This window comes from Kitasatospora sp. NPDC058190, assembly GCF_042883685.1.
Lineage (GTDB): Bacteria > Actinomycetota > Actinomycetes > Streptomycetales > Streptomycetaceae > Kitasatospora.
Window position 1 is genome coordinate 17,368 of sequence record NZ_JBHVVI010000014.1, and the last position, 24,258, is coordinate 41,625.

Consider the following 24,258-nt stretch of genomic DNA (forward strand, 5'->3'; position numbering starts at 1 on the left):
CCGGCCGCCGGGGTGTGCCGGCGGCCGGACGAAGGATTGGATGGGGGAGCGGCTCGACTTCTCGGTCAGGAACCGGACGCCGCCCAGGTGCCCAGGGACATCTCGGCGGTGATGCCCGGGCCGAACCCGGCCAGCAGCCCGTGGTGGCCGTTGAGAGCCGACTTCTCGTCGAACATCCGGGCCAGGGCGTCGAGCACGACCGCACTGGCGATGTTGCCGTACTGGGTGAGGGTGGCGCGGCTGAAGCGGAACGCCTCGGGCGGCACGCCCAGGAAGCGGCTCAGGTCGTCCAGGATCCGCGGACCGCCGGCGTGGACGATGTAGAAGTCCAGCATGCCCACGTCCCACTGGTGCTGCTCCGCGACCGCACGCAGGGCAGGGCTGAGCGGCTCCATCGTCCCCGGCACCCGCCTGTCCAGCTGGAAGTGGAACCCGGTGGGGCGGACCGCGTAGGAGATCCACTCCTCGGTGTTCGGGATGAGGTACGAGCCGTTGCGCTCCAACCGGATCCCGGTGCCGCCCTCGCCCCGGACCACGGCGGCGGCGATCCCGTCGCCGAACAGGCCGTTGGACAGCAGCGATCCCACACCCAGGTCGGTGGGCTGGTAGCACAGCGAGCAGAACTCGCAGGCCACGATCAGCACGTTGGCGCCCGGGTAGGCCGAGCAGAAGTCATGGGCCCGGTTCACCGCCGCGCCACCGGCCGCACAGCCCAGTTGGGCGATCGGCAGCTGCCGGGTCTCCGGCCGGAAGCCCAGCTTGTTGATCAGCCACGCCGTGAGCGACGGCATCATGAAGCCGGTGCACGACACATAGACGATCAGGTCGATCTCTGACGGCTCCACTTGGGCCGTTGCGAGGGCCTCGACCACCACCGCCGGGACGCGGGCCTTGGACTCCGTCTCGAAGACGGCGCTCCGCTCGTCCAACCCCGGGTGCTTCAGCACCACGTCGATGGGTTGGATCAGATGCCGCTTCTGCACCCCGGTGTTCTTGATGAGGCGCAACGCCAGATCGAGCTGGGGATGGTCGCGGTGGAGCCTGCGCGCCAGTTCGAGGGTTTCCTCGTTGGTGATGACGTGCTCCGGCACGGCTATCGCCGGCTTACACAGAACGGCCATGGGACTTCCTCCTGACGGGCGGAGTTCCCGGTGCGACCTTGGCGAGGCGGGGAATTCAGTACTCGACGGCAGCCGCTGCGAGCCGGACGCGTGGAGCCGGCGCGGCGGCGGGACTCACCGGGCGGGGCCCAACGGCGCGGCAGACGAGCCGGCAGAGCGAGGTTCGGTTGCTCGCTGTGCGGGCGGTTGCGCCGGCCGCGAGTTGGTTCGGGCCACGTCAGCCCAATCTACGGAAGGTGGGTCCAGCACGCACGTCGGCCCGCACACTCCAAGGTGCGCGGGCCGACGTGCGCGGCGATGCCGGGAGCGAGCCGGCGGCAGGAGGGCGCCGGAACGTGGGGGAGCACCGTCACCAGGTGACCGGCAGCCCGAGCGGATAGCGCCAGATCGACGAGGTGTTCCACGCCAGCTCCGCGGCCGGCTTCGCCAGCGCGATCCGGGGGAAGCGCTCCAGCAGGGTCCCGAAGGCGACTTCGAGTTCGGTGATGGCCAGCGGCGCGCCGAGGCAGTGGTGCGCGCCCCAGCCGAAGGTCATGTGGGAGGGGGTGGTCCGCTCCAGGTCCAGCTCGTCGGGCCGCTCGAACCTGCGGCCGTCCCGGTTGGCGGTCAGGTAGGAGACGTGCACGATGTCCCCCGCCGGGATCGTCACCCCGCTCAGCTCCACGTCCTCAAGGGCCACCCGGGGGATGCCGACGCCCTTGCGGAAGGGGATGAAGCGCAGCATCTCCTGGATCACCTGGGGGAGCATCTCGGGCCGCTCGCTCAGGGTGGCGCGCACGTCCGGCCGGGTGAGGATGGTGTACGAGAGGTTGCCGAGCTCGTACGTCGTGGTGTCCTGGCCGGTGATCAGCAGGACCATGGCCATCACGGTGAGTTCCCGCTCGTCGAGGACCTCGTCCCCGTCGCGGGCCGTGGCCAGCGCGCTGATCAGGTCGTCACCGGGGTTCCTGCGTCGTTCGGCCGTCAGTTCGGCGAAGTACGCCCGCAGGTCCGCCTTGGCCCGCACCGCGTCCGGCTTGTTGTCCAGGTCCATGTTCATCATCGTCCGGGCGTTGGCGCGCAGCTGTGCGCTGTCGGCCTCGGGGATCTCCAGGACCTCGCAGATCGTGATCAGCGGGAGCGGGTGGGCCAGGTGCTCCATGAGGTCGGCAGGGGGACCCTGGTCCCGCATGCGGTCCAGCAGCTCGTTGACCACGTGCTGGGTGCGGTCCCTCATCCGCTCGATGTGGTCGGGTGTGAAGCCCTTGGACACCAGGCTGCGCAGGCGGGCGCTGGCGGGCGGGTCCATGACGTTGATCGCCTCGGCCTGGACGATCGGCTCGGGAGTCATGCGCGGGAAGTCCCGGCCGACGATGGCGTGGCGGCTGAAACGCCGGTCGGTGGTCACTGTGCGCACGTCGTCGTACCCCGTGACGAGCCAGGCTTCCCCCTCGCCGTAGGGGAGGCGGATGCGGCTGGCCGGTGCGTCGTTCATGAGCTGCCGGAGCGTCGGGTCGAACTCGAGGGCTTCGGCGAAGTCGAACGGGCAGTTCCGTGCGCTGGAGTCGGTGGACATGCGGACCTCCAGGTCTGGGCCGTGCGGGCCGGATGGGAGGGCGGATGGAATGGACTGACCACCCGTACCCGATCGGTCGGCCGCACACACCGGTGGAGGCGCGGGACCGCCGGTAATTCATCCGGGCTGATCAGCGGCAGCAGCGTCCGGTTCCCCTGGCACGCGGTCGCCCCGGCCGCCGCGCGCCGGTCCGCCGCCCGGCTGCTCACGGCCACCGCGAGGCCACGCTGGGCGAGCCGACACCGGCGCCGTACCCTCGCCGCCCGGACCGGCCCCCAGGGCTGGGAGGCCGGGTCCTAGGACGGCCCGTCGGTCGAGGACGAACGCATGACCGCTCCCGAGCCGGGCGACCGATCCACCGCTCGCCCCGGCGGCGGGATCGTTGCCCCATGAACGCAGCACCGCACCCCGCCCCCGCCCCCGTCGCCCTGGTCACCGGCGCCTCCCGAGGACTCGGTCTGGCGCTCGCGCACGCCCTCGCCGCCGAGGGCTGGCAGCTGGTGATCACCGCCCGGGGCGCTGCCGAACTCGCCGAGGCCGAAGCGGCCCTGGCCGCCGTCACCGAGGTGGTGGCCCTGCCCGGCTCGATCGTCGACGACGACCACCGCGCCCGCCTGGCCGAGGCTGCCGAGGGACTCGGCGGTGCGAGCCTCCTGGTCAACAACGCCGGCACGCTCAACGGCGCCCCCGCCCCCGGCGCCGAGCCGCTGCCCCGGCTGGCCGACTTCCCGCTGCCGGACCTGCTGGAGACCTTCGAGGTCAACGCGCTCGCCCCGATCGCGCTCACCCAACTCGTCCTGCCCCAACTGCGCGCCCGCTCCGGCGCCGTCCTCAACATCAGCTCGGACGCCGCGGTGGTGCCCTACCTCGGCTGGGGAGGCTACGGCGCCAGCAAGGCCGCGCTCGACCTGGCCACCGCCGTACTCGCCCGGGAGGAGGCGGAGTTGAGCGTCTGGGCGGTCGACCCGGGCAGCATGCGCACCCGGATGCTGCAGGAGGCGAGCCCCGGCGAGGACATCTCCGGCGAGCCCCTGCCCGAGCGGGTCGCACCCGTTCTGCTCGGCCTGCTGCGCGACCGCACCCCCTCCGGCCGCTACCGCGCCGAGGACCTGGTGGCGGCCGCCGCCGACCGGGGTGGGCGATGACGGCCCTGACCGATCTCGGCCTCGGCCTCACCGTTCCGCCCGAACTCTCCGCCCGCGCACCGGCGGAGGCCCGCGGCGGGGCCCGGGACGGCGTACGGATGCTGGTCGGCCGGCGCGCCTCCGGCGGCATCGAGCACCGCCGCTTCACCGAGCTGCCCGAGGTGCTGCGGCCCGGCGACCTGCTGGTGGTCAACAACTCGGCCACCCTCCCGGCAGCCCTGCCGGGCCGGCTGCCCGACGGCGCGCCGGTCGCGCTGCACCTCTCCTCCGCCCAGCCGGACCAACGCGGCGGCTACCTGGTGGAGTTGCGGGAGGTGGTGCCCGGGCAGGCGGCGGCGCACTACCCGCCGGGACGGTCCCCGGCCCGCCCGGGCCTGCGGATCGGCCTGCCGGACGGCGGCACGGCCGAGCTGGCCGAGCCGTTCACCACCCGCCTCTGGTACGCCGAACTCGACCTGCCCGAAGGGCTGTTGCGCTACCTGGAGCTGCACGGTCGGGCGATCCGGTACGGCTACACGGACCGCGACTGGCCGATCGAGGCCTACCAGACGGTCTTCGCGGCCGTCCCCGGCAGCAGCGAAATGCCCAGCGCGGCCCGCCCGTTCGGCCCCGAGGTGGTGGCCCGGCTGGCCGGCCGGGGCGTGCTGGTCGCCCCGGTCACCCTGCACACCGGGGTGGCCTCGCCGGAGGCGCACGAGGCCCCGTACGCCGAGCGCTTCCACGTCCCGGCGGCCACCGCCCGGCTGGCCGGTCACGTCCGGGCCGAGGGCGGCCGGGTGATCGCCGTCGGCACCACCGTGGTCCGCGCCCTGGAGTCGGCCGCCGAGCCCGACGGCACGCTCCAGGAGGCCGACGGCTGGACGGAGTTGGTGATCACCCCGGAGCGTGGCGTGCGCGCCGTCGACGGCCTGCTCACCGGCTGGCACGAGCCCCGCGCCTCGCACCTGCTGATGCTGGCCGCCGTCGCCGGCCGTCCGCTGCTGGCGGCCTGCTACCGCGAGGCCGTCCGGCATCGCTACCTGTGGCACGAGTTCGGGGACGTGAACCTGCTGCTGCCGGACTGACCGAGGTCAGCCGGCGGGGGCGTAGGCCGCGATCCCCCGTTGGTGTCCGGCGGCCCCGCACGGCGGTCGGCCAGGGCGGGGGAGCGATGATTCCCCGCCAGTCCGGGCCCGCGCGGGCGGGCGAGGCGATCCCGGTGCCGATCCGGGGGCGCCGCTCAGGCCAGCAGGGTCTGCGCCACGTGGTGGGTGTCCAGGTACTCGCGGACGGCGGTGATCAGCCCGTTCTCCACGGTGAACACGCCCAGGCAGTGGTTCTCGTACGCGGCGCCGTTGGCGGCCTTCCCGACGGTGGTCCACTCGGCCACCGCCTGCGGCCCGTCGGCGAGGACGTGGGTGAGGGTGATGGTCGGCAGGCCGTCGGCGGCGAACAGGGCGCCGACCTGGCCGAGGAACTCACCGAAGATCTCCTGCTTGCCGTGCCAGGTGCGGGACAGGGCGAGGCCGCCCGGGTAGGTCCAGGTCGCGTCCTCGGCGAACAGGGCGATGGCGGCGTCGAGTTCGCCCGCCGCGAGGAGGGTGACGTAGTCGGTGACGACGGTGCGGGCGTCGGGCTGCTGCATGGCGGGCTCCTCTGGCGCGTTCGGTCGGGGCTCTCCCGCCGTGGCACCAGCAAAGCCCGGCGGTGGCGGTGGCGGCCAACAACCCCACAGGCAGCCTGACAACCATCCGTTGTCCATGCAGGTCTAATCGGTCGAGAAGCCCGGCGGCAGCTCCAGCTCGAACCAGACCACCTTGCCGTCCCTGGTCCGGCGGGTGCCCCAGCGGTGCGCCAGCTCGTTGACCAGGTGGATGCCGCGCCCGCCCTCGTCCTCGATGTCGGCGCGGCGGATCCGGGGCGCCTCGCTCCCCCGGTCGGCGACCTCCACGGTGAGCACCCGGTTGCAGAACAGCCTCAGTTGGGTGGGGGATCCGGCGTGCACCAGGGCATTGGTGATCAGCTCGCTGGCGAGCAGCTCGGCCCAGTACGCGAGCGCGGTGAGCCCCCAGTCGGCCAGCGTCTCGCGGGTGAAGCGGCGCGAGTGGGCGACCATCGCGCGGTCGCCGGTGAGCGGCAGGATGGCGATCCGGTCCGCGCCCCGCGGGCGGACCTGCGCCATGATGACCGCGATGTCGTCCTCGGAGGTGCGGCCGGTGAGCCGGGTCAGGACGGCGTCGCAGGTCTGCTCCAGCGTGCGGCGCCGGTCCGCGACGGTACGGCGCAGCAGGGTCAGGCCCTCGTCCAGGTCACGGCCCCGGCGCTCGACCAGGCCGTCGGTGTAGAGGGTCAGGATGCCCTCATCGGGGACGGTGAACTCCACGCTCTCGAACGGGACTCCGCCGACCCCGAGCGGCGCGCCGGGCGGCAGGTCGACCAGGTCGGCGTTGCCCTCGGCGTCGGCGACCACGGGCGGCAGGTGCCCGGCGCAGGCCGCAGTGCAGCGGCGGTCCACCGGGTCGAACACCACGCACACGCAGGTGGCGAACTGCCCCTCGCCGAGCGCGGTGGTGGCTTCGTCCAACCGGTACAGCACCCGCGCCGGGTCCAGTTCGAGGGTGATCAACGTCCGGGCCACGGTCCGGAGTTGGCCCATGGTGGCGGCGGCCCGGATGCCGTGGCCCATCACGTCGCCGACGATCAGCGCGACCCGGCCGGCGGAGAGCGGTACCACGTCGAACCAGTCGCCGCCGACCTCGCTCACCACGCTGCTGGGCAGGTAGCGGTAGGCCAGCTCCAAGCCGAGCGTACGGTGGATCTCCTGTGGCAGCAGGCTGCGTTGGAGCGTGAGCGCGGTGTCCCGCTCCCGGCGGTAGAGCCGCCCGTTGTCGATCGCCAGCGCCGTCCGGGCGGCCAACTCCTCCGCCAGTGAACGGTCCGCCGGGCCGAACGGCACCGGGTTGCGGGTGCGGACGAACTCCGCGCCGCCCAGCACGAGTCCGCGCGCCACCAACGGCACCATCAGGTACGAGTGGATCCCGGCGTCCAGTCCCGGTTGTACCCGGTCGGGCGAGGCGACGATCCGGCGCAGCTCCTCCTCGGTCACCTCGGAGATCAGGGTCGAGCGCCGGGTGCGCAGGCTCTGCGCGTACACCTCGGCGGACTGCGAGGTCTCGCCGACCTGGTCGGCGGCCTCCGTCACGGTGCCGTCCTGGGCCACCTCGCCGACCGCCACCGCCCGCATCAGCACCGAGCCGTCCCGGGGCATCGGCCCGGCCTCCTCGCCGCTGAGCACCGCCTCGCGCAGGTCCACGGTGACGAAGTCGGCGAAGCGCGGGATCACCACCTCCACCAACTCCTGGGCGGTGCGGTGCAGATCGAGCGTGGTGCCGATCCGGTTGCTGGCCTCGTTCAGCAGGCCCAGCCGCTGCTGGGCGGCCCAGGCCTCGTCCAGCGCCCGCTGCCGGGCGGCGGCCGCGTCGCGCTCCCGGGTGAACAGCAGCGCGTTGTCGATCGACACCGCCGCCCGCACCGCCAACTCCCCGGCCAGCGCGAGGTCCTCGTCCTCGTACGGGCGCTCCACCATGGTCCGGTAGAAACCCGCCACACCGACCGCGCTGCCCCGCGCGATCAGCGGGACCACCATGAACGAGAGCACGTTCTGCTCCCGTACGGCGGCGGTGCGCACCGGGTCGTCGGCGAACCAGGCCATGCCCTCCTCGTCCATCCGCGGCACCAGCACCGGCTTGCGGTGCGCCAGGCTCCACGCGTACGGCGAACTGGGCAGGAAGCGGTGCGCCCCGCCCAGCCGGTCGATCGGCGCCAGGGTGGAGCCGCGCACCGAGTGGAAGGCGATCCGCCGCAGCAGCGCCGAACCGTCCGGCGCGGCACGGGCCTCCCGCTCGCCCCGGACCAGTTCCTCCAAGACCTCCACCACCACCGTGTCGGCCAGTCGGGGCGTCGCCACCTCGGCCAACTCCTGTGCGGTCCGGCCGATTTCGAGCGTGGTGCCGATCCGGGTGGAGGCCTCGTTGACCAGCGCGAGCCGCTCCTGCGCGGCCTTCGCCTCGCGCAGCGCCTGCTGCCGGGCCAGCACCGTCTGGTGCTGGCGCAGGTACAGCCGGGCATTGTCGATCGCGACGGCGGCCCGCGAGGCCAGCTCGTCGCCCAGGGTGATGTCGGCCGCCGCGAAGGACTCCCGGTCGCTGCGCCGCGAGTACACCACCATGCCGAGCGTCGTGCCGCGCGCCACCAGCGGCGTGATCCGCACCGGACGCGGCCGGTCGCCCAGGTACGCCTGGCGGTGGCTCTCGTTGAGGTCCTCGCTGAGCGGCGTCAGCTCCCAGGACGGCACCACCACCGTGCGCCCGGTGGTCAGCGCCCGGCGGTACGGGGAGTCAGCCGGCAGCTCGTACACCGCGTCCACCGGTAGCGCCTCGGCCGGATACAGCGGGTCGGTGGTGGTCAGCGCCAGGCGGCGCACCAGCTGCGGGGCCTCCGGGGCAGGCGGCTCGACGTTGCCGCCCGCCACCAGCGCCTCCAGCGCGAACACCCCGCTGACGTCGGCGAGCCTGGGAACCATCGCGTCGGCCAGCTCCCGGGCGGTCTGCCGCAGGTCGAGGGTGGTGCCGATCGTGGCGGTCGCGTCGACCAGCAGGGCGAGCCGCTCCTGCGCGCGGGCCGCCCGGGCCTCGGCGCGGTAACGCTCGGTCCTGTCGATGACGGTCGCGCTGACCCCGAGCACCCGCCCGGCCCGGTCCGCCAGCCGGAAGTAGTTCGCGGACCAGGCGTGCTCGTGCTGCGGATCCTCCGGGGTGCGCCCGTGCGTGCGGAGGTCCACCACCGGCTCACCGCCCGCCAGCACCCGCCGCATCACCGCCTCGGCCTCGGCGCTGTTGATCCCCGGCATCAGCTCGGTGAGCCGGTGGCCCAGGTGGTCGTCGGCGGGCAGCCCGTTCGCCCGGGCCAGCGCCTCGTTCAGCCGCACGAAGCGCAGCTCGGTGTCGTACACCGCCATGCCGACCGGGGACTGGGAGAAGAACCCGTCCAGCACGGCCAGATCCGCCTGGATCCGGTGCAGCGTCGTCACCTCGGACGCAACGGCCAGCACCAGCGGCGCCCCACCGGGCCCCCGGATCGGGTGCGTGCGGAACTCCAGGTTCACCAGGTGCCCGTCGCGGTGCCGCACCGGGAACACCCCGGACCACTCCAGGCCCTCCAGGATCTGCCCGAACAGCTCCAGCACCTCGGGCCGCGTCTCGTCCGAGGTCAGCAGCTTCGCCGCCTTCTGCCCCACCGCCTCGTCCGCACGGTAACCGAGCAGTGCCTCCGCGTCGGAGCTCCAGTGCAGGATCCGCCCGTCGGCCTCGATCAGCGCCGTGGCGATGGGCACCAGCAGAGCATCCCGCCGCGGCTCCCCCTGGCGCCGCCCTTCGTCGTTCACCATGGCCAGAGACCCGCCCGGAGATCGTTCCCACCAGCCCTGCCATCGTCGCACGCGGCCCCCGGCCCGCGCCCCTCGTGGCCGCCCCGGCCACCCGGGCCGCTGCCCGCGCGCGCCCGTGCCGGGGCCCGCCGTCGACGCGTTCGCGGCGACCGCCGGCCCGGTGCGGGCCTCCGCGTGGTGAGTGCCGGTGCCGGGCCGATGAGGTAGGGGACGGCGCCGCTGGAGGGCGCCGGTGGTGCGGGCCGTCGGCGTTCTCGGTCGCGGGTCACCGGGTGGCGGCGTGTTCCCGGGCCGGCGCCGTCGGCTCGGCTTCGGCGAGGGTCTTGTCGCGGGCCTCGGCGCGGCGGGCCGCGACCGCGAGCACGGCGCCGATGAGGCAGAGGGCGGCGGCGACCAGGACGGCGCGGTCGGTGCCCGTGGCGAGGGCACGGGCTGCCGCCTCGGGGCCCGGGGCAGCGGCGCGGGCGGAGCCGGCGACGGCGACCGTCACGGCCACGCCGAGGGCCGAACCCAGGTAGCGGGAGGTGTTGTTGGCGCCCGAGCCCATCGCGGCGCGGTGGGCCGGGACGCTGCTGACCGCCAGGCGGGCGAGGGCCGCGTTGAGGACGCCGCTGCCGATCCCCGCGACCGCGAGGCCGGGTGCCAGCCGGAGCCAGGAGGAGCCGGGGGTGAGCCCGTACAGCCCGGCTTCGCCCAGGCCGCAGACCAGCAGGCCGAGGGCGACCTGTGCGGTGGCCGGCAGGTGCGCGGCGAGCCGACGGGCCTGGAGGGCGGAGACCACCGACAGGCCCGACCACAGGGCGAGCACGCCGCCCGCCGCCAGGCCGGACAGGCCGAGCACGCCCTGGAGCAGGGTGGGCAGGTAGCTCATGAAGCCGACCAGCGAGAGCCCGGTGAACAGCGCCCCGCCGGTGGCGGCGATGAAGCCGGGGCTGCGGAACAGCGCGAGGTCGAGCATCGGCTCGCGGACCTTCGCCTCGACCACGGCGAAGGCCGCCAGCAGCAGCGCTCCGCCCGCGAGCAGCGCCGCCACCACCGGCCGCCCCCAGCCGCCGCGGCCCTCGGCCAGTCCGGCGATCAGCACGGACGTCCCGACGGCGAGGGTCAGCACGCCGTACGGGTCGAGCGCGCGGGGCCGCTCGGCCCGTGACTCGGTGAGGTACACGGCGGCGCAGGCGGCCACGGCGGCCGAGACCACCGCGAGTCCGCCGCCGACCGTGCGCCAGCCGGCCCATTGCTGGACCAGCGCGCCGTAGACCGGTCCGACCGCGATGCCGAGGCCGACGGCCGCGCCCCAGATCCCGAGTGCCCGGATCCGGGCGGGCCCCGGCGGGTGGGCGTGGCTGATCAGGCCGAGCGCGGGTGCCAGGACGGCGGCCGAGGCGATGCCGAGCAGCACCCGGGCGGCCAGGTAGACGGCGCCGCCGGGGGCGAGTGCGGCCAGGGCCTCGGCGGCGGCGAACAGAGCCACGCCGAAGGTGAAGACCCGCTTGCGGCCGTGGTCGTCGGCGGCGCTGCCGGCGGTGAGCAGCAGTGCCGAGATGCCGACCAGGGTGCCGGTGAGGATCCAGGTGCGGCCGGAGGCGCCGAGGTGGGCGGCCCGGGCGGTGGCGGCGAGCGAGGCGGTGGGGGCGGTGTAGGCGACGGTGACCAGGGCGGTCGCCGCCGCTGTCACGGCCAGTGTGGCGCCGGGCCGGACGGACACGGCCGATGGGGCGGGGGAGGAGCCGGTTGGTGCGGGGGACATGGGTGTTCCCTCCGGAGCGCGGACCGATGGGTCTGGTGAATGAACCTTCGTCTCGGCGGCACGCTACCACCTGTGGTCTGTTCATTGAACCCACAGGTCGGGTGGACTACGCTGACCCGCATGGCGCTGGGAACCGACTACGAACTGCAGGACTGCGCACTGGCCCGCGCGCTGGAGGTGGTCGGCGAGCGCTGGAGCCTGCTGATCGTGCGCGACGCGTTCTACGGCGTGCAGCGGTTCAACGACTTCCTCGCCCACCTCGGCATCCCCCGCGCCGTCCTCACCGCGCGCCTGAACGCCCTGGTCGCCGCCGGGGTGCTGCGCAAGGAGCCGTACCAGCAGGCGCCGCTGCGCCACGGCTACCTGCTCACCGAGGTCGGCCTCGAACTCTGGGGCCCGCTCTACCAGTTGAGCCGCTGGGGCGGTCGGCACGCCACCGAGGGCGGCCCGCACCACCTGTTCGCGCACGCCGCCTGCGGCACCGACCTGGATCCCGTCGGCGCCTGCCCGAAGTGCGGCGGCGGGCCCGTCCCGCCGGTCGAGGTCGCCATGCGCCCCAACCCCGCCCGCGCGGTCGGCCGACGCGAGGACGCCGTCTCCCGAGCCCTGGTCCGCCCCCACCTGCTGCTCGAACCGATCGCCTCGGCGGCAGCGGCGGCCTAGATCGACGTCCAGGCCCGGGCCCTGGCCTGGGCCCGGACCCGGACGGAGCCCGGGCCCGCACGCCGACGAGGCCGTCGGCGGGTCGCCGACGGCCTCGCGGGGCGCAGGGGTCAGCTGTGGAACCGGACCTCCGGGTTGGCGGCGGTCGGCCCGTCGAGGAGCGGCTGCTCGACGCCCTTCAGCTGGAGGTCGAAGAAGGCGCCGACGTACTGGCGGGTGAGGTCGATGGCTCGCCGGCCCGAGACGGTGGTGCCCGGGTCCTGAGGGATGCCGAACGCCTCGGAGAACAGCGGGTAGTCGGTGAAGCTGCTGTGGTTGGTACCGTCGACGGTCAGCCACTGCTTCCAGCCGTCGAGCCGGGGCCAGTTCTCGGTCCAGCTGGAGTCCTCGCCGCCGGGCAGCGGGTGGCCGATCATCAGGTACGGCTTACCGCCGATCCCGGACTCCGGCACCGGGTACTCCATGGTGCCGTCCAGGTCGACCCCGGCCTGGATCCGGTCGTCGGTCACCAGCGCCGGGACGCTGGACGCGCCGCCGATCGAGTGCCCGGCCATGCCGATCCGGTCACGGTCGATCATGCGGGCGTACTGCCAGGCCGGGTGGGGGCGGTCGGTCAGCTGGTCGATCACGAAGGAGACGTCCTTCGCCCGGCTCTCCTCCAGGCCCTTCCAGGCCTCCCAGGTGTGGAACTTGCCGCACATGACGCAGGGCAGCGTCTGCCCGTCGGGGAAGGTGGTCCCGGTGTTCTCGTAGGTGTGGTCGACCAGGGCCACGACGTACCCGCGGCTGGTCAGGTCCTCGGCGAGGCTGGTGAGCGAGGCGCGAGGCATGGTGAAGCCGGGCGAGAGCACCACCATCGGGTAGTGGCCGCCCTGCGGGCGTGCGCCGGACTCGGCCCAGGTCCGGGTGTCGGTCACCGACTCGGTCGGGATGGAGTGGCCCGGGAGCTTCCCGTCCAGCAGTAGCCGGGCGGCCGCGGCGGTCATGTACGGGGCCGGGCTACCCGTCCCGGCGTGCGCGGGGTAGTACATCGAGACCATCAGCTGACGCGGACCGGCGGAGGGGACCCACGGGTCCGGACGGCCCTGGTCGACCAGGTGCAGGTCCTCCCGCCCGACCGCGTACGGCCCGGTCGGGCGCGGAAGCTGGACGTGGACGGCGGTCGGGGCGGTGGCGGTGGCGGTGACGTTGGCACCGGCCGAGGCGGCCGGCGCGGGCGCGGCCAGGGCCGGTGCGGCGGCGGCGACGGACAGCGGCAGCGCGAGCAACAGGGCTGCCGCGGCGGCGGTTGTGCGAAGTCGGCTCATGCGACCGAAGGTAGGTCGCGGGCACCGGAACTGACGTCCACTCAGCGACGTACTGATCCCTTCCGGGAGGCCCCCCTTTCGCCCCTAGGGGGCGGGCGGGATCAGCCGATCGCCTCCAGGATCGTGGCGTTGGCCAGGCCGCCCGCCTCGCACATGGTCTGCAGGGCGAACCGCCCGCCGCTGCGGCGCAGTTCGTGCACCAGGGTGGTCATCAGCCGGGTGCCGCTGGCGCCCAGCGGGTGGCCGAGGGCGATCGCGCCGCCGTTGACGTTGAGCCGGGCCGGATCGGCGCCGGTCTCCTGCAGCCAGGCCAGGACCACGCTGGCGAAGGCCTCGTTCACCTCGAACAGGTCGATGTCGGCGAGCGAGAGGCCCGAGCGGCGCAGCACCTTCTCGGTCGCGGGCAGCACGCCGGTGAGCATCAGCAGCGGGTCCGAGCCGGTGACCGCGAAGGAGTGCAGCCGGGCCAGCGGACGCAGGCCGAGCCGGGCGGCGGTCTCGCTGCTGGTGATCAGCACGGCGGAGGCGCCGTCGTTGATCGGGCTGCTGTTGCCCGCCGTCACCGACCAGGCGATCTGCGGGAAGCGCTCGGCGTAGGACGGGTCGGCGAAGGCCGGGCGCAGGCCTGCCAGCACCTCGGGCGTGGTGCCCGGGCGCACCGACTCGTCCATGGTCACCAGCCCGCCGGGTGTCTCCACCGGGACCAGCTCGTCCGCGAAGCGGCCCTCGGCGTGGGCCCGGGCCGCCTTGGCGTGCGAACCGGCCGCGAACTCGTCCATCGCCTCCCGCGTGATCGACCACTTGGCGGCGATCAGTTCGGCGCTGACGCCCTGCGGGACCAGCCCGCCCGGGTGGCGGGCCGCGACCGAGGCGCCGAACGGGTCCGCCCCGGGCGGCACGTTGGACCACATCGGCACCCGGCTCATCGACTCGATCCCGCAGGCCACCACCACGTCGTACGCTCCGGCGATCACCCCCTGCGCGGCGAAGTGCACGGCCTGCTGGGAGGAGCCGCACTGCCGGTCGATGGTGGTCGCCGGTACGGAGTCCGGGAACCCGGCCGCCAGCCAGGCGTAGCGGGTGGTGTTCATCGCCTGCTCGGCGACCTGGTCGACGCAGCCGCCGATCACGTCGTCGACCAGGGCCGGGTCGATGCCGCTGCGCCCGATCAGGGACTGGAGGGTGTGGGCGAGCAGCTCCACCGGGTGGACGTCGGAGAGGGAGCCGCCCGGCTTGCCCTTCCCGACGGGGGTGCGGACGGCTTCGACGATCACGGCATCGCGCATGGCGGGCCGCCTCTCCTGTGCGGGGTCGTTGGAAAAGCAAACTCACTATAGGTCTATGGGTTTGGAAATCCAACCCTCTAACGATTCGGGAATCCAACCCGCTAGGCGCTCCGCTCGACGCTCCGAGCCCGCACCTCCTCCAGGAACTCGGCCGCCGCACGGGCATTGGGCACCGGCAGGGTGAGCGGCAGTCCGGCCGAGCCTGTCCGGATCTCCAGCTCCCCGAGGCCGGACGCCCGGGCCTCGCGCACCTCCGACCATCGGTAGGCCTCCGTCGTGGCCGGCGGATGCGGCGGCCGGTGCACCAGCCCGCCGGTCGTCACCGTCAGCCGCCCCCGGGCGAACCGGACGCTCCCCTCGGTGCGCAGCACATCCTGCAGCGCGGCCCGAAGGTCGGGGGAGAGTCGCTCGTCCACCTCCCGGCACAGCCCCTCCAGCCCGCGCAACCGTGTCAGCGCGAGCGGGTCGTCGGCGCCGGCGGGCCATATTCGCCCCTGCTCGGGCTCCCCGTGCCGCCCGCCGGGGAAGTATTCGGTGGCCTCCACCTCGCTCCGCGGCAGCAGCCGCTCGCCGCCGCCGGCCCCGACCAGCGCCAGCCCGCCTTCGTGGAGCCGTACGGACCGCAATCCGAGCCCGGGGCGCGGCCGCCCGTAGCCGCTGGTGGCCAGCACCGCCGCGGCGGCCACCACGGGCGAGGGCCACCACTCGCCGAGTGCCAGGCAGAGCAGCACCGCGAGGACCGCCGCCCCGGCGTCCATCCAGGTCCGAGCCCGCCAGGGCAGCGGCCGGAAGCCCCGGTACACCCGCACCACCGGCCCGAGCGGTCCGGCCGACCCGCGCCGAGCCTGGCCGCCCTCCGGCATGAGCGACCGCGCCCACACCGGCGACCACACCATCGCCACTTCGGCCTCCTTGTCCTCGGTGATCCCTCCAAGCGGAACCGCGACTGTTGGATCATCAGCATCAAGGCCCGACCGCCCCCGGGAACAGTGCCAATCGACTCCTTTTGGCCCGAAACGGTCGGACCGTGTCCCGTTCCACCCCGAGAGGCGCCGATCAGCGCCCCGTCGCGCCGGTCCCGGGCCTGTCCGACGATCCGCGCGCCCGGCGGGAATCGTCAGACACGCCCGAGCTGCAGCCTCCGCAGCAGCGCCGTCCCCGCCGGGTCCACCGACCGCCGGGTGTTCGCCAGGACCACCACCCCCACCTGCTTCTCCGGATCGAACGCGACGAAGGAACTGAACCCGCCCGTGCCCCCGTTGTGCCACAGCTGCAGATGGCCGCCCTGCTGGCTGTGCAGCCGGTGCCCGAGCCAGCCGAGGTGCGCCCAGGCGAACGGGTTGACCCGGTGCCGGGTGTCCCGGGTGAGCGTGATCGCGGCCGCCAGTGGCCCGTCCGGCTCGCGGCCGGCGGACAGCTGGGCCCGCAGGAGTGCCGCGAGGTCCGCGGCCGTGGAGCGGAGCCCGCCCATGCCCGGTATTGCCGCCAAGTCCCAGTACGGCACCGGCCGCCCGCCCGGCGCGTGCCCGCGCGCCAGCCGCCCGGACTGCTCCTCGCCCGGCCGCAGGCAGGTGTCCTTGAGCCCCAGCGGCTCGCAGACCTCGCGCGCCACCAGCTCCCCGTACCCGGTGCCGGCCCGCTGGGCGAGGGCCAGCCCGAGCAGCCCGACCCCGAGGTTGGAGTAGCGGAAGCTGCGCCCCGGCGTGGCCCGCAACCGCGTCCTGGCGAGCCCGCGCAGTACCGCCTCGGCCGTGCAACCGGCGTACGGATCCGGCCTGTTGGGCATGAGCAGCGCCTGCGCGGCCATGCCCCTCGGCAGCCGGGGGAGCCCCGAGGTGTGGGTGGCGAGGTGCCGCAGGGTGACCGGCTGCCCGCCCCGGACCGGGACGGTCGGCGTGTCCGCGAGCACCTCCGCGAGCGGCTCGTCGAGCCGCACCGCCTCGTCCAGGGCCAGTCGCGCGAGCACGAGCGAGGTGAACACCTTGGTGACGGAACCGATGTCAAACAGGGTGTGCGGTCCGGGCACACCGCCGCCGGGGCCGGTCCGCCCGGCGCCGTGGATCTCCACGGCGCCGTCGGCCAGCCCGGCGACCACCGCGCCGACGTGCTGGCCCGCGAGCCGGTCGGCGGTCTGCCGCACGAGGCTGACGAGTTCTTCCATGGTCATCAGCCTAGGCCGCCCCGACCTGCGAATTCGTCCGCCTGGAAGCCGATTTCGCCCCCCTCTCGCTGCTCCTCCGGAGGTACGCCCCGCTGCTCTCCGCACGGTACGGACACCACGACGTGGCCACCCTCGCGGCCGGCTACGGCTCCCCGAGCGCCGCCCGCAGCCGGGCCGCGACCTCCGCCGCCCCCGCCTCGTCGGGGTACTTCCCCCGCGGCCAGAAGAACCCGCGCAGCCCGTCCTTCGGATTGCGCGGCACCACGTGGACGTGCAGGTGTGGCACCGACTGGCTGATCCGGTTGTTCGCCGCCACGAGACTGCCGGCCGCGCCCAGCCCCCGCTCGACGGCCGCCGCCACCCGCTGCACCCGCAGGAAGAACGGCCCGACCTCGGCCGGCGGCAGGTCCGCCAGGGTCCGGTGGTGGGCGCGCGGCACGACCAGCACATGGCCCGGGAACAGCGGCCGGCGGTCCAGGAAGGCCACCGCCGCCTCGTCGTCCAGCACCCGGTGCGCGGGCTCCTCACCCGCCACCACCGCACAGAACACGCAGTCCATCCGTCCATTCAAACGACCGGCGGCGGCCCCGGCACCCCCGCAAACGCCGGCTCGCCGGACGTCACCCGTCCGGCCGCCGAGCGGGTGCGCCCGCCCGCCCGCGCCCCGCCCCCGCCCCCGCCCCGGGCGCGGTGCAGCGGGGAAGTGATCGGTGCGGCGCGGCCCGTGCCCCTACTCGTACCGGTACAGCAGCGCCTCCCGCTCCGTCTGCTCGATCATCCCGATGGTCAGCGACTCGTCCCGCAGGTGCGACAGCGTGACCTCCGCCGAACTCGGCTGAGCGTCCTTGGCCGGCCAGTTCTCCGGCTTCCACGCCGACCCGCGCAGGAACGCCTTCGGACAGTGCGCGTACACCTCTTCCACCGCCACCACGATCGCGCTGCGCGGCGGCTTGCCGACCGCCGTCAGCCGGCTCAACAGCTCCGGGTCGGTCGAGACGCAGGCCCGCCCGTTGACCCGCAGCGTGGTGTCCCGGCCCGGCACGACGAAGAGCAGCCCGACGCGGCCGTTCTCCAGGATGTTGTGCAGGGTGTCCAGGCGCTTGTTGCCGGTGGCGTCCGGTATGGCCAGGGTGTACTCGTCGAGCACCGAGACCAGCCCGGCCGGCCCGCCACGCGGGGAGACGTCACAGCGCCCGGCGGCGTCGGAGCTGGCGACGAAGACCAGCGACGAGCACGCGATCAGCCGCTGCGCGACCTCGTGCAGACGGTCGACCTGCTTGCGGCGTGCGTGATCGCCCGGCTGCTCGTAGATCTCGCGCAGCTGGGCCGGATCGGTGAGGGCGCCCGCGCTGAAGGCGGCGAACAGGCGGTTCGGCGCGTCCGGAGCGGTGGTTGACGGTACGGCAGCATCCGGTGTGGTGGTCATACCGGGAATGTACGGGACTCCGGGGAGGCCGAGCCGGAGTCCTTCGCCACACCCCGGGCCGCGATCCGCCACCGGCTCCGTCCCGCACCGCCGCCCCGGCCGCCCGCCATCGCGTCCCCAACTGTCCGTGAAAGTGCCGTCGTACCCCTCCCCACCAGCGGTTTTCCGCTGATAATGGGGCCAGGGACTCCAGCCAGCCGGAGGTGGTGGTCGTGATCGTCAGAATCTGGGCCGGACAGGTCGTGTCCGATCGCATCGAGGAGTTCTGCGCGCACCTGACCACCCAGGTGATCCCGCAGCTGGGGCGTACGGACGGCTGCCTCGGCGGCGAGTTGCTGCGCTCGGTGACCGAGGGTGGGCACCGGGTGCTCGTGGTGAGTCGCTGGCGCGACGAGGAGGCCCTGCGCGGCTACGCCGGGCCGATGTGGCGGATCCGGCCGGTCTGGTCGGAGGGCGAACTGTGCTTTCTCTCGCACCCCCCGGAGGTCACCCACTTCCTGTCGATCGCCGCACCCGCCACCCTCTGAACCGCCGACCCCGAGCACCAGGGCCTTGCACCGCTCCTCGAACACCGGGAAGCCCTCGGAAGCCGAGGGGCCCTCGCACCACCGGGGTCCTACGCGGACAACGGCACCGGGTGGATCCCGTCCGCCGGGTGCCGCCCGATCGCGCCACCAGGCCCCCACACCAGCGGGCCCGGAACCAGCGCCCGCCACCCCGCCGCGCATTCCCCGCGCCAACCGTGAAACAGGCCACAGTCGAAGACCCTCCCTGGGCTCGCACCGCGCGTGGCACAATGACGTCAACAGCAGTGACGTTCAGCGCACTCCGGGGTCGGTGAAAATCCGAACCGGCGGTTACAGTCCGCGACCCGTCCGCAGCCAGCGGCCGGTTGACCAGGTGAAATTCCTGGACCGACGGTTAAAGTCCGGATGGGAGGCGTGCGCGGGCGGACGAAGAGCAGTACCCGTGGTCCATCGGAACCGGAGAAACCGGACCGGACCGCGGTCAGGTGAACGGCGGGAGAGGTGTCTCCCGGGCCGGGCGAGCGATCTCCCGGCGGCTCCGGCACCCCGGCGACGGGTCGTGTCCGCAGGTTCGCGCACCGTTGCCCGTCCGTGTCATCTCCCTCTGCCGCCCCGGAGTCCGCGCCCCAAGCGCGAGGAGACCCGGGTGTTCACCGGCATCATCGAAGAGCTCGGCGAGGTCGTGTCGATCGAGGAGATCGGCGACTCCTCGCGAATCCGCCTGCGCGGCCCGGTGGTCTGTTCCGGTGCGCGGCACGGCGACTCCATCGCGGTCAACGGCGTCTGCCTGACCGTCGTCGACAGCCCCGAGCAACTGGCCGCCGAGACCGGAGAGTTCAGCGCCGACGTGATGGCCGAGACACTGCACCGTTCCAGCCTGGGCGAGTTGAAGCCCGGCTCCCGGGTCAACCTGGAGCGCGCCATGGCGCTCGGCGCCCGCCTCGGCGGCCACCTGGTGCAGGGCCATGTCGACGCCACCGGGCGGCTGTTGAGCCGCGAGCCCGGCGAGCGCGACGCGGACGGCAACCTGCGCTGGGAGGTGCTGCGCTTCTCGCTGCCGGAGTCGATCTCCCGCTACCTGGTGGAGAAGGGCTCGATCACGGTCGACGGCGTCAGCCTCACCGTGGTGGAGGCGGCCCGCGACAGCTTCACCGTCAGCCTCATCCCGGCCACCCTCGCGCTGACCACGCTCGGCGCCAAGACGACCGGCGAGAGCGTCAACCTCGAGGTGGACGTGCTCGCCAAGTACGTGGAGCGGCTGCTCGAGTCGCGCGCGCTGCCGACCCTGCCGGACCTGGAGCACATCACGGGGGAGCCCAAGTGAGCTGGCTCAGCGGAGAAGCGTTCACCGTCCTCGGTGAGCACGTGAAGTGGGCCGACATGATCGGCAACCTGCTCGGCCTCGGCGGCCTCGCGCTCGGCTGGCGCCGCTCGGTGTGGAGCTGGCCGGTCCAACTCCTGTCCGGCGTCGTGCTGATCACCGCCTACCTCGGGGGCCACGTCCCCGGCCTGATCGGCAAGCAGCTGATCGTCATCGTCACCGCCGCCTGGGGCTGGACGCAGTGGAACCGTGGCCGCCGCGACACCGGCACCATCGCCGTACGGTTCGCCAGCTGGCCCGAGCGGGCCGCCCTGGTGGCCGGCACCGCGGTCGGCACCGTCGCGCTGGGGATGCTGTTCACCGCCTACCCCAGTCTGTCCTGGAGCCCCTGGTCGGACGCCTACATCTTCGTCGGCACGCTCGCCGCGATGGTCGCCCAGGCGCGCGGCTGGCTGGAGTTCTGGTTCGCCTGGATCGCCGTCGACGCGGTCGGCGTCCCGTTCGCCTTCAACAGCGGCTACACCTTCTCCGGCCTCACCTACTCGATCTACTTCGTCCTGGTGCTGCTCGGCCTGCGCTCCTGGTGGCTGAGCACCCGTGAGCCGCGAGTCACGTCCACCAACGTCCCGCAGGGAGTCACGGCATGACCGAGAACCAGACCTTCGAGAGCGGCATCGGTGAAGAGCTCGTCCTCGACCCCGTCGAGCGGGCGATCGCCGACATCGCGCTCGGTCGCGCGGTGATCGTGGTCGACGACGAGGACCGCGAGAACGAGGGCGACATCGTCTTCGCGGCCTCCGCCGCCACCCCCGAGCTGATGGCCTTCACCATTCGCTACAGCTCCGGCGTGATCTGCGCCCCGATGACCGGCGAGGAGCTGGACCGCCTCAAGCTCCCGCCGATGACCCAGGTCAACGAGGACCGCAAGGGCACCGCGTACACCGTCTCGGTGGACGCCCGCGAGGGGGTCGACACCGGCATCTCCGCCGCCGACCGCGCCCGCACCGTACGGCTGCTCTCCTCGCCCGGCACCGAGCCCGGGGACCTGACCCGCCCCGGCCACGTCTTCCCGCTGCGCGCCGTCGAGGGCGGCGTGCTGGTCCGCCCCGGCCACACCGAGGCCGCCGTCGACCTGGCCCGGCTCGCCGGGCTGGCACCGGCCGGCGCGATCGCCGAGGTGGTCAACGACGACGGCACCATGGCCCGGCTGCCCGAGCTGGTCGCCTTCGCCCGTGAGCACGGCCTCGCGATCATCTCCATCGAGGACCTGATCGCCTACCGCCGCCGCACCGAGCTGCACGTCGACCGGGCCGCCGTCACCGCCCTGCCCACCGCCCACGGCGAGTTCACCGCGGTCGGCTACCGGGGCACCATCGACGGCGTCGAGCACATCGCCCTGGTGGCCGGCGGCCTCGACGCGGACGGACAGCTGCCGGACGGCGAGGACGTCCTGGTCCGGGTCCACTCGGAGTGCCTGACCGGCGACGTCTTCGGCTCGCTGCGCTGCGACTGCGGCCCTCAGCTGGAGGCCTCGCTGCAGCGGGTCGCCGAGGCCGGCCGCGGCGTGGTGCTCTACCTGCGCGGCCACGAGGGCCGGGGGATCGGCCTGGCCCACAAGCTCCGCGCGTACGAACTCCAGGAGCAGGGCCGCGACACCGTGGACGCCAACCTGGACCTCGGCCTGCCCGCCGACGCCCGCGACTACAGCATCGCGGCGCAGATGCTGGTGGACCTCGGCGTCCGCTCGCTCACCCTGCTCACCAACAACCCGCAGAAGCTGACCGCGCTCACCGAGCACGGCCTCAAGGTCAAGGGGCGCGAGGCGGTCGAGATCGCGCCGGGCGAGCACAACCTGCACTACCTGCGCACCAAGCGCGACCGGATGGGCCACGACCTGCCCGGCCTGGGCTCCTGACAGACGCGCGCCCGGGCTCCTGACACCCGCGGGCCCCGGCAGCCGAGACCCGCAACGACCCACACCAAGGAACGGAAGTAACGACATGAGCGGCCACGGAGCCCCCGAGCTGACCATCGACGGCGCCGCCGACCTCAAGGTCGCCGTCGTCGCGGCCCAGTGGCACGACAAGGTGATGAACGGCCTGCTGGACGGCGCCCACCGCGCGCTCAAGGAGCTGGGCATCGCCGAGCCGACCGTGCTGCGGGTGCCCGGCACCTTCGAGCTGCCGGTCGCCGCCAAGCGCCTCGCCGAGCGCGGCTACGACGCGGTGATCGCCCTGGGCGTGGTCATCCGCGGCGGCACCCCGCACTTCGACTACGTCTGCCAGGCGGCCACCGTCGGCCTCACCCAGGTCAGCGTCGACACCGGCGTCCCGGTCGGCTTCGGCGTGCTGACCTGCGACAACGACGAGCAGGCGCTCGACCGGGCCGGCCTGCCCGGCTCCGCCGAGGACAAGGGCCACGAGGCCGTCACCGCCGCCGTCGCCACCGCCGCGGTGCTGCGCGCCACCGCCTGACCCGCACGCGACCGTTCCCGGACCGTGGACGTCCACTCGACCGTCCACGGTCCGGGACCGTTTACCGCCGGTCTGCTCGCACGCCGTATGGTGATTCCCATCATGGCTTCGAAGACATTCGAGGAGCTCTTCACCGAGCTCCAGCAGAAGGCCGCCACCGGCGACCCCTCGTCCTCCCGTACCGCGCAGCTCGTCCAGCAGGGCGTCCATGCGATCGGCAAGAAGGTCGTCGAGGAGGCCGCCGAGGTCTGGATGGCCGCCGAGTTCCAGTCGGACGAGCAGACGGCGGAGGAGATCTCCCAGCTCCTTTACCACCTTCAGGTGATGATGGTCGCCCGCGGGTTGACGCTCGACGACGTCTACAAGTACCTCTGAACCCGACCCCCGAGCTCCTTGAGCACACCCACCTCCCAACAGGTAAGGAAGCAACCTCCCATGCTGCGCATCGCCGTCCCCAACAAGGGTTCGCTCTCGGGTCCCGCGGCGGAGATGCTCCATGAGGCCGGCTACCGCCAGCGGAAGGACCCCAAGGAGCTCGTCCTCGTCGACCCGAACAACGAGGTCGAGTTCTTCTTTCTGCGCCCGCGCGACATCGCCGTCTACGTCGGCTCCGGCCGCCTCGACGTCGGCATCACCGGCCGTGACCTGCTGCTGGACTCGCACTCCAACGCGGAGGAGGTGCTCGCCCTCGGCTTCGCCGGGTCGACCTTCCGCTTCGCCCGCCCCGAGGGTGTGGACGTCAAGGACGTGACGGGCCTGGAGGGCCTGCGGATCGCCACCTCCTACACCGGCCTGGTCGAGCAGCACCTGGCCGACCACGGCGTGAAGGCGACGGTCACCAAGCTGGACGGTGCGGTCGAGACCGCGGTGCAGCTGGGTGTCGCCGACGTCATCGCCGACGTGGTGGAGACCGGCACCAGCCTGCGCAACGCCGGCCTGGAGGTCTTCGGCGAGCCGATCCTGATCTCGGACGCCGTGGTGATCCGCCCCAAGGGCGCAGGCGAGGACCCGCGGGTGGAGCAGTTCCTGCGCCGCCTGCAGGGCGTGCTGGTGGCCCGCCGCTACGTGCTGATGGACTACGACATCCGCGCCGAGAAGGTCAGCGCCGCCGTGGCGCTCACCCCCGGCCTGGAGTCGCCGACCGTCTCCCCGCTGCACACCGAGGGCTGGGTGGCCGTCCGATCGATGGTGCTCCGCAAGGAGGCCCAGCAGATCATGGACGACCTCTGGAGCATCGGCGCCCGGGCCATCCTGGTCACCAACATCCACGCCTGCCGCCTCTGACCTGCTCGAACGGCCTGCTCCAACGGCATGTCCGCGGCCCGATCGCCGGACCGCGGGCAACGACCCGCCCGGCAGGCCGCGAGTAAAGAACGGTTCAATAGGGCGGGGACGCCGACCGGCGTCCCCGCCCTTCGCCGTCAGCACCCCGCTGTCGGCATCCTGACCGTCAGCACCCGGCGCGCCGCACGCCGCCACCAGAACCACCGGAGACCCCACGTGTCCACGCCGCCCGTCCAGTTCCCCGTCACCTGGGCGCCCCGCCGCACCCGCGCGGTGCTGCTGCCGGTCTGCGCCCTGCTGGTGGTGCTGTTCGCCGTGCTGGCCTTCCTGCTGCCGGAGAACTGGCAGCTCAACGACCGGATCATGATGATCGGCAGCGGTGTGCTGTTCGCCTGCGTGGGCCTCATGCTGGCCCGCCCCCGGGTGCGTGCGGACGCGGAGGGCGTGACGGTGGTCAACTTCGTCCGCAGCCGCCGGCTCGCCTGGGCCGAGATCGTCCGGGTCAACTTCCGCCAGGGCGACCCGTGGGCCACCCTCGACCTCTCCGACGGCACCTCGCTCGCGGTGGTCGGCATCCAGTCCGGCGTCGGCAAGTCCCAGGCGATCGCGGACGCCCGCGCGCTGCGCGACCTGGTCGAGAGCCACGCCCAGGGCTGAGCGGGCCGCGGCCCGGCGGGTCCCGAACACGCTTTCTGCCTTCGCGCCGGTATGGTCTACGCTGGTAAAAGCAGGGCAAAAACTCAGTCCTGCCCAAAAGCGACCCGAGTCGAACCGACCTGAGGAGTGACTCTCCCCCTCGATGGACGATCCGTCCGG

General features: G+C 73.4%; 22 protein-coding genes and 1 riboswitch. Of the genes, 11 read left to right on the top strand and 11 right to left on the bottom strand.

The features are described 5' to 3' along the window. Nucleotides 1–65: 65 nt before the first annotated feature. Together ACFVWU_RS09005 and ACFVWU_RS09010 are read right to left on the bottom strand one after the other, a co-directional pair. Entirely contained in the window at nucleotides 66–1,121 is a 1,056-nt protein-coding gene (locus ACFVWU_RS09005) for a type III polyketide synthase (protein WP_387617300.1), read from the bottom strand. 349 nt (nucleotides 1,122–1,470) lie between these two features. Next, entirely contained in the window at nucleotides 1,471–2,676 is a 1,206-nt protein-coding gene (locus ACFVWU_RS09010; protein WP_387617302.1) for a cytochrome P450, read from the bottom strand. A 389-nt stretch (nucleotides 2,677–3,065) separates the two neighbouring features. Between ACFVWU_RS09010 and ACFVWU_RS09015 the strand changes: the two genes are divergently transcribed. Next, nucleotides 3,066–3,821, top strand: a complete 756-nt coding sequence (locus ACFVWU_RS09015) for an SDR family oxidoreductase (protein ID WP_387617304.1) — start codon at nucleotides 3,066–3,068, stop codon at nucleotides 3,819–3,821. Next, nucleotides 3,818–4,885, top strand: coding sequence for an S-adenosylmethionine:tRNA ribosyltransferase-isomerase (locus ACFVWU_RS09020; RefSeq protein WP_387617306.1), 1,068 nt, complete (start codon nucleotides 3,818–3,820; stop codon nucleotides 4,883–4,885). The genes ACFVWU_RS09015 and ACFVWU_RS09020 overlap by 4 nt, the downstream gene beginning before the upstream one ends. Nucleotides 4,886–5,040: 155 nt before the next feature. On the opposite strand, the gene ACFVWU_RS09025 is transcribed toward ACFVWU_RS09020, so the two are convergent. The 3 genes from ACFVWU_RS09025 to ACFVWU_RS09035 form a co-directional block, all read right to left on the bottom strand. After that, nucleotides 5,041–5,445, bottom strand: coding sequence for a nuclear transport factor 2 family protein (locus ACFVWU_RS09025; RefSeq protein ID WP_387617308.1), 405 nt, complete (start codon nucleotides 5,443–5,445; stop codon nucleotides 5,041–5,043). A gap of 123 nt (nucleotides 5,446–5,568) precedes the next feature. Next, nucleotides 5,569–9,192, bottom strand: coding sequence for a SpoIIE family protein phosphatase (locus tag ACFVWU_RS09030; RefSeq protein WP_387617310.1), 3,624 nt, complete (start codon nucleotides 9,190–9,192; stop codon nucleotides 5,569–5,571). A gap of 319 nt (nucleotides 9,193–9,511) precedes the next feature. After that, a complete protein-coding gene (locus tag ACFVWU_RS09035; protein WP_387617312.1) occupies nucleotides 9,512–10,993 on the bottom strand; it encodes an MFS transporter in 1,482 nt (493 codons plus the stop codon). 120 nt (nucleotides 10,994–11,113) lie between these two features. Here ACFVWU_RS09035 and ACFVWU_RS09040 point away from each other — a divergent pair, with 120 nt between their 5' ends. Then, complete coding sequence (locus ACFVWU_RS09040) at nucleotides 11,114–11,656, top strand: winged helix-turn-helix transcriptional regulator (protein ID WP_387617314.1); 543 nt, start codon at nucleotides 11,114–11,116, stop codon at nucleotides 11,654–11,656. Between the two features lie 110 nt (nucleotides 11,657–11,766). Here ACFVWU_RS09040 and ACFVWU_RS09045 read toward each other — a convergent pair whose 3' ends face one another. The 6 genes from ACFVWU_RS09045 to ACFVWU_RS09070 all read right to left on the bottom strand — a co-directional run bounded on the left by ACFVWU_RS09045 (nucleotide 11,767) and on the right by ACFVWU_RS09070 (nucleotide 17,836). Further along, complete coding sequence (locus tag ACFVWU_RS09045) at nucleotides 11,767–12,963, bottom strand: alpha/beta hydrolase family protein (RefSeq protein WP_387617316.1); 1,197 nt, start codon at nucleotides 12,961–12,963, stop codon at nucleotides 11,767–11,769. 101 nt (nucleotides 12,964–13,064) lie between these two features. Next, nucleotides 13,065–14,249 carry a thiolase family protein gene (locus ACFVWU_RS09050; protein ID WP_387617318.1) on the bottom strand — a complete coding sequence of 395 codons (1,185 nt, stop codon included), beginning with the start codon at nucleotides 14,247–14,249 and terminating at the stop codon, nucleotides 13,065–13,067. Nucleotides 14,250–14,350: 101 nt separating this feature from the next. Continuing rightward, the gene (locus ACFVWU_RS09055) at nucleotides 14,351–15,151 is read right to left on the bottom strand and encodes a hypothetical protein (RefSeq protein WP_387617320.1); all 801 of its coding nucleotides are present in this window, start codon (nucleotides 15,149–15,151) and stop codon (nucleotides 14,351–14,353) included. A 215-nt stretch (nucleotides 15,152–15,366) separates the two neighbouring features. Next, on the bottom strand, nucleotides 15,367–16,410 hold the full coding sequence (locus ACFVWU_RS09060) for a serine hydrolase domain-containing protein (RefSeq protein WP_387617322.1): 1,044 nt from the start codon (nucleotides 16,408–16,410) through the stop codon (nucleotides 15,367–15,369). Between the two features lie 142 nt (nucleotides 16,411–16,552). Next, nucleotides 16,553–16,969, bottom strand: a complete 417-nt coding sequence (locus tag ACFVWU_RS09065) for an HIT family protein (protein ID WP_387617324.1) — start codon at nucleotides 16,967–16,969, stop codon at nucleotides 16,553–16,555. A gap of 171 nt (nucleotides 16,970–17,140) precedes the next feature. Then, nucleotides 17,141–17,836, bottom strand: coding sequence for an MSMEG_1061 family FMN-dependent PPOX-type flavoprotein (locus ACFVWU_RS09070; RefSeq protein WP_387617326.1), 696 nt, complete (start codon nucleotides 17,834–17,836; stop codon nucleotides 17,141–17,143). Between the two features lie 212 nt (nucleotides 17,837–18,048). Between ACFVWU_RS09070 and ACFVWU_RS09075 the strand changes: the two genes are divergently transcribed. The 8 genes from ACFVWU_RS09075 (at nucleotide 18,049) to ACFVWU_RS09110 (ending at nucleotide 24,099) form a co-directional block, all read left to right on the top strand. Further along, nucleotides 18,049–18,363: an antibiotic biosynthesis monooxygenase family protein gene (locus tag ACFVWU_RS09075; RefSeq protein WP_387617328.1), complete on the top strand. Its 315-nt coding sequence runs from the start codon at nucleotides 18,049–18,051 to the stop codon at nucleotides 18,361–18,363. A 293-nt stretch (nucleotides 18,364–18,656) separates the two neighbouring features. Beyond that, a riboswitch (FMN riboswitch) is annotated at nucleotides 18,657–18,784 on the top strand. A gap of 225 nt (nucleotides 18,785–19,009) precedes the next feature. Continuing rightward, entirely contained in the window at nucleotides 19,010–19,687 is a 678-nt protein-coding gene (locus ACFVWU_RS09080; RefSeq protein WP_380611309.1) for a riboflavin synthase, read from the top strand. Beyond that, nucleotides 19,684–20,331, top strand: coding sequence for a nicotinamide riboside transporter PnuC (locus ACFVWU_RS09085; RefSeq protein ID WP_387617330.1), 648 nt, complete (start codon nucleotides 19,684–19,686; stop codon nucleotides 20,329–20,331). The genes ACFVWU_RS09080 and ACFVWU_RS09085 overlap by 4 nt, the downstream gene beginning before the upstream one ends. Further along, a complete protein-coding gene (locus ACFVWU_RS09090) occupies nucleotides 20,328–21,599 on the top strand; it encodes a bifunctional 3,4-dihydroxy-2-butanone-4-phosphate synthase/GTP cyclohydrolase II (protein WP_387617332.1) in 1,272 nt (423 codons plus the stop codon). Before ACFVWU_RS09085 ends, ACFVWU_RS09090 begins: the two co-directional genes overlap by 4 nt. 85 nt (nucleotides 21,600–21,684) lie before the next feature. After that, nucleotides 21,685–22,158: a 6,7-dimethyl-8-ribityllumazine synthase gene (gene ribH / locus ACFVWU_RS09095; RefSeq protein WP_380611312.1), complete on the top strand. Its 474-nt coding sequence runs from the start codon at nucleotides 21,685–21,687 to the stop codon at nucleotides 22,156–22,158. Between the two features lie 102 nt (nucleotides 22,159–22,260). Beyond that, nucleotides 22,261–22,533 carry a phosphoribosyl-ATP diphosphatase gene (locus tag ACFVWU_RS09100; RefSeq protein WP_030306151.1) on the top strand — a complete coding sequence of 91 codons (273 nt, stop codon included), beginning with the start codon at nucleotides 22,261–22,263 and terminating at the stop codon, nucleotides 22,531–22,533. Nucleotides 22,534–22,593: 60 nt separating this feature from the next. Continuing rightward, on the top strand, nucleotides 22,594–23,442 hold the full coding sequence (gene hisG / locus ACFVWU_RS09105; RefSeq protein ID WP_380611313.1) for an ATP phosphoribosyltransferase: 849 nt from the start codon (nucleotides 22,594–22,596) through the stop codon (nucleotides 23,440–23,442). Nucleotides 23,443–23,658: 216 nt separating this feature from the next. Next, nucleotides 23,659–24,099 (top strand): PH domain-containing protein, encoded by a 441-nt coding sequence (locus ACFVWU_RS09110; RefSeq protein WP_387617335.1) that lies wholly within the window; start codon nucleotides 23,659–23,661, stop codon nucleotides 24,097–24,099. Nucleotides 24,100–24,258: the final 159 nt, after the last annotated feature.